This is a genomic window from Ruegeria sp. YTSB088, from assembly GCF_059609825.1.
The window spans coordinates 139,919-152,838 of sequence record NZ_JBXWMM010000009.1; the positions used below are offsets into that span (position 1 = coordinate 139,919).

General features: G+C 57.3%; 14 protein-coding genes and 1 riboswitch. Of the genes, 8 read left to right on the forward strand and 6 right to left on the reverse strand.

Annotated features, from left to right (window positions below; all coding sequences use genetic code 11):
* Positions 1-113: 113 nt before the first annotated feature.
* The 4 genes from AC2FFA_RS15670 to arsB are packed head-to-tail and all read left to right on the forward strand — an operon-like array spanning position 114 to position 4,223.
* Complete coding sequence (locus AC2FFA_RS15670) at positions 114-947, forward strand: arsenate reductase/protein-tyrosine-phosphatase family protein (RefSeq protein ID WP_496852327.1); 834 nt, start codon at positions 114-116, stop codon at positions 945-947.
* Positions 944-1,942 (forward strand): ArsJ-associated glyceraldehyde-3-phosphate dehydrogenase, encoded by a 999-nt coding sequence (locus tag AC2FFA_RS15675; RefSeq protein WP_496852328.1) that lies wholly within the window; start codon positions 944-946, stop codon positions 1,940-1,942. Before AC2FFA_RS15670 ends, AC2FFA_RS15675 begins: the two co-directional genes overlap by 4 nt.
* Positions 1,939-3,204, forward strand: a complete 1,266-nt coding sequence (gene arsJ, locus AC2FFA_RS15680; protein WP_496673460.1) for an organoarsenical effux MFS transporter ArsJ — start codon at positions 1,939-1,941, stop codon at positions 3,202-3,204. Before AC2FFA_RS15675 ends, arsJ begins: the two co-directional genes overlap by 4 nt.
* On the forward strand, positions 3,201-4,223 hold the full coding sequence (arsB, locus tag AC2FFA_RS15685) for an ACR3 family arsenite efflux transporter (RefSeq protein ID WP_496852329.1): 1,023 nt from the start codon (positions 3,201-3,203) through the stop codon (positions 4,221-4,223). The genes arsJ and arsB overlap by 4 nt, the downstream gene beginning before the upstream one ends.
* A 72-nt stretch (positions 4,224-4,295) precedes the next feature.
* On the opposite strand, the gene cobO is transcribed toward arsB, so the two are convergent.
* From cobO to AC2FFA_RS15710, 5 genes are all read right to left on the reverse strand, one after another.
* Positions 4,296-4,895 carry a cob(I)yrinic acid a,c-diamide adenosyltransferase gene (gene cobO / locus AC2FFA_RS15690; protein ID WP_117871446.1) on the reverse strand — a complete coding sequence of 200 codons (600 nt, stop codon included), beginning with the start codon at positions 4,893-4,895 and terminating at the stop codon, positions 4,296-4,298.
* 56 nt (positions 4,896-4,951) lie between these two features.
* On the reverse strand, positions 4,952-5,887 hold the full coding sequence (locus AC2FFA_RS15695) for a DMT family transporter (protein WP_496852330.1): 936 nt from the start codon (positions 5,885-5,887) through the stop codon (positions 4,952-4,954).
* 45 nt (positions 5,888-5,932) lie between these two features.
* On the reverse strand, positions 5,933-6,595 hold the full coding sequence (locus AC2FFA_RS15700) for an HD domain-containing protein (RefSeq protein WP_496852331.1): 663 nt from the start codon (positions 6,593-6,595) through the stop codon (positions 5,933-5,935).
* A complete protein-coding gene (aroC, locus tag AC2FFA_RS15705; protein ID WP_299899999.1) occupies positions 6,579-7,679 on the reverse strand; it encodes a chorismate synthase in 1,101 nt (366 codons plus the stop codon). The genes AC2FFA_RS15700 and aroC overlap by 17 nt, the downstream gene beginning before the upstream one ends.
* A 94-nt stretch (positions 7,680-7,773) precedes the next feature.
* Positions 7,774-8,214: a 6,7-dimethyl-8-ribityllumazine synthase gene (locus tag AC2FFA_RS15710; RefSeq protein ID WP_496673443.1), complete on the reverse strand. Its 441-nt coding sequence runs from the start codon at positions 8,212-8,214 to the stop codon at positions 7,774-7,776.
* 117 nt (positions 8,215-8,331) lie between these two features.
* Positions 8,332-8,531: riboswitch (FMN riboswitch) on the reverse strand.
* Positions 8,532-8,585: 54 nt separating this feature from the next.
* On the opposite strand from AC2FFA_RS15710, the gene AC2FFA_RS15715 reads away from it, so the two are divergent.
* Positions 8,586-9,197: an FMN-binding negative transcriptional regulator gene (locus AC2FFA_RS15715; RefSeq protein WP_496852332.1), complete on the forward strand. Its 612-nt coding sequence runs from the start codon at positions 8,586-8,588 to the stop codon at positions 9,195-9,197.
* Between the two features lie 19 nt (positions 9,198-9,216).
* On the opposite strand, the gene AC2FFA_RS15720 is transcribed toward AC2FFA_RS15715, so the two are convergent.
* The gene (locus AC2FFA_RS15720) at positions 9,217-9,663 is read right to left on the reverse strand and encodes a c-type cytochrome (protein WP_496852333.1); all 447 of its coding nucleotides are present in this window, start codon (positions 9,661-9,663) and stop codon (positions 9,217-9,219) included.
* Between the two features lie 463 nt (positions 9,664-10,126).
* Here AC2FFA_RS15720 and petA point away from each other — a divergent pair, with 463 nt between their 5' ends.
* Genes petA through AC2FFA_RS15735 form a run of 3 tightly spaced genes read left to right on the forward strand, consistent with a single transcriptional unit; the run spans position 10,127 to position 12,867 of the window.
* A complete protein-coding gene (petA, locus tag AC2FFA_RS15725; RefSeq protein ID WP_117871462.1) occupies positions 10,127-10,711 on the forward strand; it encodes a ubiquinol-cytochrome c reductase iron-sulfur subunit in 585 nt (194 codons plus the stop codon).
* A gap of 15 nt (positions 10,712-10,726) precedes the next feature.
* A complete protein-coding gene (petB, locus tag AC2FFA_RS15730) occupies positions 10,727-12,058 on the forward strand; it encodes a cytochrome b (protein ID WP_117871464.1) in 1,332 nt (443 codons plus the stop codon).
* Positions 12,059-12,075: 17 nt separating this feature from the next.
* On the forward strand, positions 12,076-12,867 hold the full coding sequence (locus tag AC2FFA_RS15735; protein ID WP_496852334.1) for a cytochrome c1: 792 nt from the start codon (positions 12,076-12,078) through the stop codon (positions 12,865-12,867).
* The last annotated feature ends 53 nt before the right edge of the window (positions 12,868-12,920 follow it).

Here is a 12,920-nt window from a genome sequence, read left to right on the forward strand (position 1 = left end):
TGAGCCGTCAGCCTGTAACCAACCTGTCGAATTGGAATTTTGGTTTGTGAATTTATTGTAACGTCGCGGATTCAAAATTGACTGAATTTCAATAATTCCATATTTCATGAAATATGACAAAAGAGATAATCGATCAACTTGCTATCCTTGGCCACTCGCAACGTATCACCGTGTTTCGCATGTTGATGCGACGGTTTCCTGACAGGGTTCCCGCGGGCGAGCTGGCGACAGAGCTGGGTGTCAAACCCAGCACCATGTCGAACTACCTGAATGCGCTGCTACGGTCGGGGCTTGTTAAGCAGGAACGATCCGGGACGTCTCTGCTCTATTCGATTGAAATGAAGAACGTGCAGCAAATGCTCGATTTCCTGATTGTGGACTGCTGCCGCGGCCGACCTGATCTTTGTTTACCTTCGACCAAGGGAAGTGAGACTATGACTGACCGGAAGTTCAATGTGCTGTTCATTTGTTTCGGCAACTCTGCCCGCTCTATTTTTGCCGAATCCCTGCTGCGCGAGATCGGCGGAGATCGGTTCAACGCGTATTCAGCCGGGACACAACCAAGTTCGGAGCTAAACCCCTTTGCGGTGCAGGTTTTACGCGACAAAGGGCACGATACCTCGATCCTGCGGTCAAAGAATCTGTCCGAGTTTTCGGCACCGGACGCGCCTGCCATGGATTTTGTCTTCACCGTCTGCAACCAGGCGGCCAACGAGGAATGTCCGGCATGGGAAAGCCAACCGATAAGTGGCCACTGGGGTATGGAAGATCCGGTCAAGGCCGATGGCACCGACGCCGAGAAAAGCCTGGCCTTTCAAAACGCCTATGGCGCACTGAAGCGACGGATTCAGGCCTTTACATCGTTGCCGGTCGAAAGCCTTGACCGGATCGCCTTGCAATCCGCCATTGATGAAATCGGGCGCGCTTCACTCGAGGAAACGAAATGACAACCTACGCACTGAACGGCCTCGGCCGGATGGGAAAACTGGCCCTGAAACCTCTGCTTGAACGAGGCGCAAAGATAGCCTGGATCAACGATGCCGTCGGTGATCCCGAGATGCATGCGCATCTGCTGGAATTCGACACGGTGCACGGGCGCTGGGACGAAGAATTTGCCCATGATGCCGACAGCATTTCGGTTAACGGAACCCGCCTGCCTTTTATTGGCACCAATGACCTGAGCGCGTTGCCGCTGGACGGTGTTGACGTGGTGATCGACTGCACCGGCGTGTTCAAGACCGAGGCGAAGCTGGCACCATATTTTGACGCTGGGGTGAAGAAGGTTGTTGTCTCTGCTCCGGTCAAGGATGGTCCGACAGCCAATATTGTCATGGGTGTAAATGACGGAACCTACGACCCCGCGGCGCATAGGATCGTGACGGCGGCCTCGTGCACGACAAACTGTCTTGCGCCTGTCGTAAAGGTCATTCACGAGAATCTAGGCATCCGCCATGGATCGATGACGACGATTCACGACGTAACGAACACGCAGACAATTGTGGACCGGCCTGCCAAGGATCTTAGGCGCGCACGCTCGGCCCTGAACTCTTTGATCCCGACGACGACCGGCTCGGCCACGGCCATCACTCTGATCTATCCGGAACTCAAAGGTCGTTTGAACGGCCACGCGGTTCGGGTGCCGTTGCTGAACGCCTCGCTGACCGATTGCGTATTCGAGGTTGAACGCGAAACCACGGTTGAAGAGGTCAACGCCTTCTTCAAAGCCGCAGCCGAGGGTGAACTGAAGGGCATTTTGGGATATGAGACGCGCCCGCTGGTGTCCACCGATTATACTAATGACGAACGCTCTTCGATCGTCGATGCACCATCGACCATGGTTGTGAACGGGACGCAGGTGAAAATCTACGCGTGGTACGACAACGAGATGGGTTATGCGCACCGGCTGGTGGATGTCGCGCTGATGGTCGGGGCATCGTTGTGACGCATCGGCCCGAAGGACTGTCGGCCTATATCGCGGTCACGGCTGCCTATTGGGCCTTCATGCTGACCGACGGGGCGCTCAGGATGTTGGTGCTGTTGCACTTTCACACCCTGGGCTTCTCGCCGGTGCAGCTTGCCTATCTGTTTGTGCTCTATGAAATCGCCGGGATTGTCACCAACCTGTCCGCCGGTTGGATCGCCGCACGGTTCGGGCTGACCTCGACCCTCTATGCTGGGCTGGGGTTGCAGATCGTCGCGTTGCTCGTCATGACGCAGCTTGACCCGAACTGGACCGTCGCAGCTTCGGTCACATTTGTCATGATTGTGCAAGGGGCCAGCGGAGTGGCCAAGGATCTGGCCAAGATGTCTTCGAAATCGGCGGTCAAGTTGCTGGCTCCATCCGAAGGAGGCGAGTTGTTTCGATGGGTTGCGATTCTGACAGGTTCCAAAAACGCCGTAAAAGGGCTGGGATTCCTGTTGGGGGCCGCCATGCTTGCAACGCTGGGCTTCATACCGGCAGTGCTTGCCATGGCCGCCGTTCTGGCGGTGATCCTGGTCGCATTGAAGCTGTTCATGCCTGCGGGCCTGCCGAAGGGGCGCAAGGATACCAAGTTCTCTGAGGTTTTTTCAAAATCCGCAAATGTGAACTGGTTGTCTGCAGCACGTGTCTTCTTGTTCGGCGCGCGGGATGTCTGGTTCGTGGTCGGCATCCCGATCTATTTCTATGCTGTTCTTTCAGATGGCACCGAAGAGGGTAATCGGGTCGCGTTCTTCATGATCGGAACATTCATGGCGGTATGGATCATCCTCTATGGAGCCGTGCAAGCCAACGCGCCAAGGATTCTTCGTGCGTCAGATCGAACCGAAGGTGATCTGATCCGCGCTGCACGCAGCTGGGCGGCGATCCTGTTCTGTGTTCCTGCGGCTCTAACACTGGGTGTGTTGATTTCGGATGGTCCCGAGACCTGGCTGACCCTGACACTCATCGCAGGCTTGCTGATCTTCGGTGTGATCTTCGGGGTCAACTCATCGCTGCATTCCTATTTGATTCTTGCCTTCACCCGGTCCGAGCGTGTGACGATGGATGTCGGCTTTTACTACATGGCCAATGCGACAGGGCGGTTGGCCGGCACCGTTTTGTCTGGCCTGACCTATCAGGTCGGGGGGCTGCCCCTGGTGCTGGGCACGGCGGCCGTGATGGTTGGCCTCGCTGCTCTGACTTCCGGCAAACTTACGGATCAAACTTCTGAGGCGCTATTATGAGCATTTTTGAACGGTATCTCACGATCTGGGTTGCGCTTGCGATGATCGGTGGCGTCCTGATCGGACTGGCCGCGCCGGGTCTGGTGCAGCTGGTGGCAAAAGCGGAGATTGCCAGTGTCAACCTGGTCGTGGCGGTGCTGATCTGGGCAATGGTTTACCCGATGATGGTCAACGTCGATTTCGGCGCAGTCGCCGGGGTTGCCCGCCAGCCGCGTGGTCTGATTGTGACCCTGGTGGTGAACTGGCTGATAAAACCTTTCACCATGGCACTGCTGGCCGTTCTGTTTTTTGACTATGTCTTCGCGCCCTGGATCGCGCCCGAAGATGCTGCGCAATACACTGCCGGTCTGATCCTGCTGGGTGCAGCCCCTTGCACCGCCATGGTGTTTGTGTGGTCGCAACTGACCAAAGGCGACGCGACCTACACGCTGGTTCAGGTCTCGGTCAATGATCTGATCATGGTCGTGGCATTTGCGCCGATCGTGGCCTTTTTGCTGGGGGTCACTGACATCGAAGTGCCGTGGCAGACTTTGGTTTTGGCCACAGTCCTTTATGTGGTGCTGCCGCTTATCGCAGGGTTGATCACTCGCCAAAAACTAGGCTCTAAAACGGCTATGGAAGCCTTTTCGGCGCGGGTGAAACCGTGGTCCGTCATGGGATTGATTGCAACTGTAGTTATCCTGTTCGGCCTGCAAGGTCAGACCATTCTGGCGAAACCTGCGGTCATCGTTCTGATCGCCGTTCCCATTCTGATCCAAAGCTACGGTATTTTTGCCATTGCCTATGGCGCCGCTTATGCGCTGAAGGTTCCCCACCGGATCGCAGCGCCATGTGCCATGATCGGGACATCGAACTTCTTCGAACTGGCCGTTGCCGTTGCAATCAGCTTGTTCGGCCTTCATTCCGGCGCTGCACTGGCGACGGTTGTGGGTGTCCTTGTCGAAGTGCCGGTGATGCTGTCGCTTGTGGCATTCGCCAACCGAACCCGCCAGCGTTTTCCGGAACCTGCGACACGATAGGATTGGTCAACGCAGCAGAACGACTGTCATATCTGGCGGCTGGGCGCCGCCAGAGTCCCGTCTCACGATGCTTCAGAAATCCACGCCACGCTGGGCTTTGATACCGGCCTGGAACGGATGTTTTTCCTCGGTCATTTCAGTAACCAGGTCGGCATAGTCACGCAGCGCTTGCGGTGCATCACGTCCGGTCAGGAATACGCTGGTCTTGTCCGAGCGCGCGTTCAAACCCTCGATGACCTGTTCGACCGTCAGGTATTCGTAACGCAAGGCGATGTTGATCTCGTCCAGTACAACCAGATCGTATTCGCCACTGGACATCAGGGCACATGCCTTGTCGAAGGCTGCATTGGCAGCAGCTATGTCACGCTCACGATCCTGCGTGTCCCAGGTAAAACCTTCGCCCATCGTATGCCATGTCACCAGATCGCGCTCTTCGAAGAAACGGCGCTCGCCGGTTTTCCACTTGCCCTTGATGAACTGCACCACACCAACCTTCTGGCCCCAGCCCAAGGCGCGAATGACTACGCCGAACGCGGCCGAGGACTTGCCTTTGCCTTTGCCGGTATTGATCAGGACCAGACCACGGCTTGGATCCACGGCCTCGGACACTTTCTTGCGGTGCTGGGCCTGCACCTTCTGCATCTTTTCCTTGTGATCCTGCGCGTTGCTCATTTGGGAACCTCTTTGACTGTTCGGCCCAACCTAGGGGAAGATTACAAAAGGTAAAGTCACGCTTTGGGGTCAGTAACCGACCGGGCCTTGCCACGCTCCAGCCCCAACTGGTGTTCGCGCCAGATGACAACAACATTGCCTGCGATCACCAGTGCGGCCCCGATCAAGATTGCAAGCGTTGGCAGTTCGTCGAACCAGACATAGCCGATCACAATCGCAAAAAGCATGGTTGCATAGTCATAAGGTGCCAGCATCGAGGCCTGACCAAACCGATAGGAGGAAGTGACCAAAATCTGCGCGGCGCCGCCGATCAGGCCCATCATGACCATGATCAGAGCCTGATTCCACGTTGGCATTGACCACCCCCAGAATGCTGTCAGGGCAGACAAAAGCGTCGCGGTCATCGAGAAATAGAACACGATGGCCGCAGGGTGATCGACCTTGACCAATTGCCGGATATGGATTTGAACGAAAGCACGGGCAAGGGTAGCACCCAGCACACATAAGGCGCCGATAGTGGCGGCGACCTCCATCTCGGTTGTGCCGAGGCGCGGCCAAGTCATTATCAGGACCCCCAGCAAACCCAGCACCACTGCACCGATGCGGATAAGCCGAATGCGTTCACCCAGCATCACGGCGGCCAGAATCAGGGTGAAGATCGGCGTCGCATACCCGATTGCAGTGACTTCGGGCAGCGGCAGCAGGCTGAGGCCGGTAAAGGTAAGGCCCATGGCGCTGGTCCCCAGAACGCCACGCCAGAAATGGCCCATGGGTTTCTTGACCACGAAACCCTTGGACAATTCCCCACGCGCAATGAGCCAGAGAATAATGACAGGTATCGCGAACAAGGACCGAAAGAACACCAATTGGCCCGGTGGGAACTCATCCGACAGTGCTTTGACCAGCGCGGACATCGATGTGAACAGGAACAAGGCGCCAAGTTTCAGCGTTACTGCAAGCAGAGGTCGATGCGATGTTAAGGGTTTTGTCATCGGCGCGAACCTGCGCCTTTGACAGGCAAAGATCAACGGGTGGGTTCAGCAATTCACCCAGGATTGAGGCAAGGAGCAGCCGATCTCCTCGGCGAAGTCTTCTAGAAAGCGGATCATGCGCGCGGTGCGTTGCTCGGCAATCAGTCGGCCGGTTTCGGTTAGCATGTCACCCGGCAGCCGCAGCAGTTTAACCTTCCAATGGTCGAGCGAGAAATGAAGGTCGTCCAAAGGTCGGTTTTTGGCAAAAGGATCTGCCGGGTCATAAAGAGTGCGCCCCAAAGCACCGGAAACGGAAAAGTTGCGGGCGATGCCGATGGCGCCCAAAGCGTCAAGCCGATCCGCATCGCGCAGAATGCGCGCCTCGATCGTTTCAGGGTGGATATCGGCCGAAAAGCTATGGGCTTCGATCGCGTGCCGGATAGCGCGGACCTGAGCCGTATTAAACCCGATTTCCCCAAGAATAGGCTCTGATTCCATCGCGGACCTGCGCGAGGCAAGATGCCGGTTGGGATCGTCCTTGGGCAGATTTACAAGATCGTGCAGATAACTTGCGGCCAGCAGCACGGACATATCGGCTTGATCATTCGCGATGGCTTGGGCGTTGGTCCAAACACGATCCAGATGGGCCAGATCATGGGCGGGATCAGTTTCCATGCGGTGTGCGACCACAGCACGCAGACGTGCGCGCAGATCAGCCGATCCGTCCACGGTTCTCTCCGATCTGGCCGCGATGCAGCAGAAGGTGGTCGAGGATCACGCAGGCCATCATTGCCTCACCCACTGGAACGGCGCGGATACCGACGCAGGGGTCATGGCGACCTTTGGTGATGATCTTGGTTTCTTCGCCGGATTTGGTGATCGTCTTGCGGGTGGTGAGGATCGATGATGTTGGCTTGACAGCAAACCGCACGACAACGTCCTGCCCGGTCGAGATTCCGCCCAGAATGCCTCCGGCGTGGTTCGAGCTGTATTGCGGGCCATTCTGACCCATGAAGATTTCGTCGGCGTTGGCCTCGCCCGTCAGTTCAGCGGCGGCCATGCCTTCGCCAATCTCGACGCCCTTTACAGCGTTGATGGACATCATCGCGGCGGCCAGATCAGTGTCTAACTTGGCATAAACTGGCGCTCCGATCCCGGCGGGGATACCGCGAGCAACGACTTCGACCACGGCCCCGACCGAGTTGCCGGACTTGCGCAGATCATCCAGGTACGCGGCCCAGTCTTCTGCGGCGGATGCATCAGGTGTCCAGAACGGATTCTGTTCAATCTGGGACCAGTCAAAGTTGCCGCGATCTATTTTGTGCGGTCCGATCTGGGTCATGTAGCCAGTGATCTGCACGTTTGGAGCGATTTGTCTGATGGCTTCGCGCGCCAGACCACCCGCCGCAACGCGAGACGCCGTTTCACGGGCCGAGCTACGCCCGCCGCCGCGATAATCCCGGATGCCGTATTTCTGCCAGTAGGTGATATCGGCATGACCCGGGCGGAACTTGTCCATGATATCGCCGTAGTCTTTCGAGCGCTGATCGGTGTTTTCGATCATCAACTGCACAGGCGTGCCGGTGGTTTGCCCTTCGAACACGCCGGACAGGATTTTCACCTGATCTGGTTCGCGCCGCTGGGTGGTGAACTTGTTCTGCCCCGGTTTGCGCTTGTCCAGCCAGTGCTGGATCATGCCCTCGTCGATCGTGACACCCGGCGGGCAGCCATCGACGGTGGCACCCAAAGCGGGTCCATGGCTTTCACCCCAGGTGGTGACACGGAAAAGATGGCCAAAACTGTTCATCGACATGGGGCGTGCTCCTTTGAGCGTCGTGATTAGCGGGCAAGGCCTTTGGCCTCAAGCGGATTTGCGGTTGGGGCGTGTTTACCCCAACCTTACGAGCTTATGCAGCCTCAGCCAGTTGGGCGCGCGTGGCCATGATTTTCAGCGCAGCTTGTGCGGCTTCGCGGCCTTTATCCACAAAATGCGCGCGGTAGATGGCGTTGTGGTGATCAGTTTCCTGGTATTGGTGCGGGGTCAGCGAGACCGACAGTACAGGAACACCGGTATCGAGCCCGGCGCGCATCAACCCATCGACCACCGCTTGCGCGACGAAGTCGTGCCGGTAAATGCCGCCATCCACGACAAATGCGGCGCAGGCAACTGCGGCGTAGCGGCCGGTTTGGGCCAGATCGCGGGCCATCAGCGGCATCTCGAACGCGCCGGGAACGTCGAAAACATCGACCTGATCGGCCGGGATCAGTTCTAGAAATCCATCGAGCGCGCGGTCAACGATGTCGGAATGCCAGTTTGCTTTGACAAAAGCATAGCGGGTGTGTGTCATAGTTATCTCCTTTCAGTTTGGTGGCCTGCTGGCGGTCGCGAAAACCTTCGCTGCCAACCCGGCATGACACGTCACCCAAGGCGATCACGAGCAGGCGCGCCGTATCACCGGCGCACTGCACGTTCTCTTCCATCCGGACTTTAACCGTCGGCTCTGGCCTCTCACCAGATCTGCTGACACTCTTTCGTGGTTCCACATTTTGTCCGAAAACCGGTTCCCACTTTTCGGATCGTGGACACGGCAGAGCCGCTCGCGGGCTTGCGGGTCATGGCCCGCATACCGCCGGTGGGGAATTCCGCCCCGCCCTGAGAACAAGGCGGACCTTGCCAAGAACCGACCCCATCTGCAAGAGATTTGGCAGGAGGTCGTTCATGCACCCAAATCCAGCCTACCGCGCCGAAGACAAAGCGCGTCATATCGAATTCGCCCGCGACCGGGCATTCGGCGTTCTGGCGATTTCTGGCGACGGCGCGCCATTGATCAGCCACGTGCCGTTTCTGCTGTCGGAAGACGGTGCGGTGGCCGATCTTCATTTGGTACGATCAAACCCGATCGTTCGTGTGCTGCGGGGGCCGAAAGAGGTCAGGATCGCGGTGCAGGGGCCTGATGGGTATATCTCGCCCGACTGGTACGGTGTCGCAGATCAGGTTCCGACATGGAACTATGTTGCCGTGCACCTGACCGGAACGCTTGAGCTGCGCTCGCAGGACGAGCTGCGCGAATTGCTGGACCGACAATCTGCATTCTATGAAAATCGACTTCTGCCCAAAGCGCCATGGGTCACTGGGAAAATGTCTGATGACGCGTTGGCCAGAATGATGCGAATGATCGTACCATGCCGGATGCAGGTAGAGGATATCCAGGGCACCTGGAAACTGGGCCAGAACAAGCCGGACGATGTAAGGATCGCTGCCGCCGATCAAGTGGCCAGCGGGTTTGGCAATGAAACCGGTCAGCTGGCCGCCTTGATGCACAAGGCGTAGCCAGCACCGGGAAACAGGATTACTCGGAACTGAATGTTGCCAGATAAGCGGCGATATCTTCCGCACCCTTCTTCAGTTTGACGCTCATGTTAGGGCGGGCGGTTTCGTCATCCAGATACTCTTTGATGAAACCGATGGGGTCTTTGGAATAGGCGGCGATGTTATCTTCGGTCCAGATCAGACCTTCTTCGCCAGCACGGATCATATCGTCAGTGAACATGCCGATGGGCAGGCGTTCGCTGCCATAACGATAGTCATTTTCTGATCCGGCGACGCGTCCGACGACGCCGTAGAGATTCGGGCCGGTGATTCCGCCTTTGACCAGGACTTCACCGTCCTTGATGATCGCATGACACGAGTAGCAACGGTTATACATTGCTTCACCTTTCACCGGATCGCCTGCGGCAAAGGTTTGCGTGGCCAAAGCCAATGTGAACATCGCAGCGGCCGGGGTGACTTTTGACATAGGGGGTCTCCTTGCTGGAGTTCGCGCGTTTTTTGCGCTGTCCGGCATTCGCGCAAAAAGTGCAACGGTGTATTTGCGCTCAATTTGCAATTTAAATCATCTATTTGGCGAATATGATTTCCCTGAAAACAATCTGCGTTTGGCGTTGCTGATTGTCGAGAATGCACGCGCGAATAAGACGCTGCCCAGGTGGTCTGAAACCGACTAGATGGGGCCCGCAAAGCAGAGTTCTGAGCTCGAATCAACAACCGCTGATTCGAAGCCGGAGGCAAAGTTGTGGGCAAGATTCACCAAAAAAAGCCCTTCGGCAGGTGCATGAAGCGACACATGCGGCGTATTGCGCGTTTATGAACGCTGGACGAACACTATTCTCCCCGATAGTAAGCGCGGTTAAGACGCCGCATTCATGCGGTGCGCGAGCTATTTGCCCGTCCGCGGGCGCCAGACAATCGGAGATAACCTCGTGTCCCACGCAGAAGACCACGAAGGCACCCGCAGAGATTTTCTGTATTACGTCGCAGGCGGCGCAGGTGTCGTTGCAACGGGTGCAGCTGTATGGCCCCTGATCAACCAAATGAACCCATCGGCAGACGTTCAGGCGCTGTCCTCGATCCGTGTGGATGTGAGCGGCGTCGAACCGGGCACACAGCTGACGGTAAAATGGCTGGGCAAACCCGTTTTCGTCCGTCACCGCACCGGTGCCGAGATTCAGGAAGCCCAGGATCAGGACGCCGAAGGCGTTGATGCGCTGCCAGATCCGCTGGCGCGTAACTTCAACCTAAGCGCTGATGCGCCCGCGACTGACGCAAACCGCGTCATGCCGTCTCCGGAAGGCGAAGCGCCGGGTGCTTGGATCGTTCAGATGGGCGTATGTACGCACCTTGGCTGTGTACCTCTGGGAGACGCCGGTGACTTTGGCGGCTGGTTCTGCCCCTGCCACGGCTCGCACTACGACCTCGCCGGTCGTATCCGTAAAGGCCCCGCGCCTGAGAACCTGCCTGTCCCGCCCGCAGAATGGGTGGACAACAGCACAATCAAACTCGGCTAAGGGAGACCCAAACTTATGTCCGGAATTCCCCACGATCATTACGAGCCGAAGACAAACGGCGAGAAATGGCTGAACAGCCGTCTGCCGATTGTCGGCCTTCTGTATGACACACTCATGATTCCAACCCCCAAGAACCTGAACTGGTGGTGGATCTGGGGCATCGTTCTGGCGTTCTGCCTGGCGCTGCAAATCGTCACCGGCATCGTATTGGTGATGCACTATACCCCGCATGTTGATCTGGCCTTCGCCAGCATCGAACACATCATGCGTAACGTGAATGGTGGTCACTTTATCCGCTATGTGCACATGAACGGCGCGTCGCTCTTCTTTGTTGCGGTTTACATCCACATATTCCGCGGCCTGTTCTACGGCTCGTATAAAGCCCCGCGCGAAATCACATGGATCATCGGTATGCTGATCTATCTGATGATGATGGGCACCGCCTTCATGGGCTACGTTCTGCCCTGGGGCCAGATGTCCTTCTGGGGTGCGACCGTGATCACCGGCCTGTTTGGTGCGATCCCGTTTGTTGGTGACGCGCTGCAAACCTGGCTGCTGGGCGGACCCGCCGTGGATAACGCGACGCTGAACCGCTTCTTCTCGTTGCACTACCTGCTGCCGTTCATCATCGCGGCACTGGTTGTCGTGCATATCTGGGCCTTCCACACCACTGGCAACAACAACCCGACAGGTGTTGAAGTGCGTCGTGGTTCCAAGGACGAGGCGAAGAAAGACACGCTGCCGTTCTGGCCGTATTTCGTGATCAAGGACCTGTTCGCACTGGCCGTGATCCTGGTCGTGTTCTGGGCCATTGTCGGCTTCATGCCGAACTATCTGGGCCACCCGGACAACTATATTGAGGCCAACCCGCTGGTCACACCTGCACACATCGTTCCTGAATGGTACTTCTTGCCGTTCTACGCGATCCTGCGCGCCTTCACCGGTGAGGTCTGGGTCGTTCAGTTTGCCAGCTTCATCACCGGCGGCATCATCGACGCCAAGTTCTTTGGTGTGCTGGCGATGTTCGGTGCGATCCTGGCCATGGCACTGGCGCCCTGGCTGGACACGTCGAGCGTGCGTTCGGGCAAGTACCGTCCGATGTTCAAATGGTGGTTCTACCTGCTGATCATCGACTTCTTCGCCCTGATGTGGCTGGGTGCGATGCCCGCGGAAGAGCCCTATGCGACTTTCTCGCTGATCGCATCCGCCTACTGGTTCGCCTATTTCTTCGTGATCCTGCCGATCCTTGGTGTGATCGAGAAGCCTCTGGCACAGCCCGAGACGATCGAAGAAGACTTCAACGCGCATTATGGCAAGGCTGACGCCGAAGCCACGCCGGCCGAGTAAGAAGAGGGACCGGAAACATGTTCAAGAAACTTGCAATCGGCGCCGCGTTTGCCTTGGCCCTGACCCCTGCTGCATCCATTGCAGCAGGTGGGGGTGAGCAGCATATCGAAGACTTCGACTTCTCGTTCGAAGGCCCGTTCGGCACATGGGATCAGCATCAGCTGCAGCGCGGCCTGCAGATCTATACCGAGGTTTGCGCAGCCTGCCATGGCCTGCAATATGTACCTCTGCGCGATCTGACAGCGCTGGGCTATTCGGAAGAAGAAGTTATCGCTTATGCGGCGGACAACTTCGAAGTGTTCGACCCTGAGCTGGACGACTTCCGCCCGGCGATCCCGACCGACCATTTCCCGGCCAATACCGGTGTCGGCGCGCCGGACCTGAGCCTGATGGCCAAGGCCCGCGCGGGCTTCCACGGGCCTTACGGTCTGGGTATCAACCAATTGGTCAAGGGCATGGGCGGTGCCGAATACATCGCCTCTCTGCTGGACGGCTACACCGGCGAAGAAAAAGAAGAAGCAGGTACCATCCTGTACGAAAACAAAGCCTTCCCTGGTGGCTGGATTTCGATGGCACCGCCGCTGTCGGACGAACAGGTCGAGTTTGCTGACGGACATTCTAACTCTGTCGAACACATGTCGGAAGACGTTTCAGCCTTCCTGATGTGGGCGGCAGAGCCGAAGATGATGGAGCGTAAGAACGCTGGCTTTGTTGGCGTGATTTTCCTGACCGTTCTGTCGGTGCTGCTCTATCTGGTCAACAAGCGCCTCTGGGCTCCACATAAGGGCAAGCTTCGTAAAGAAGATTGACCTTTCTCAAGATGAAGAAATTGAAACCCCCGCGCCATCAGGCTGCGGGGGTT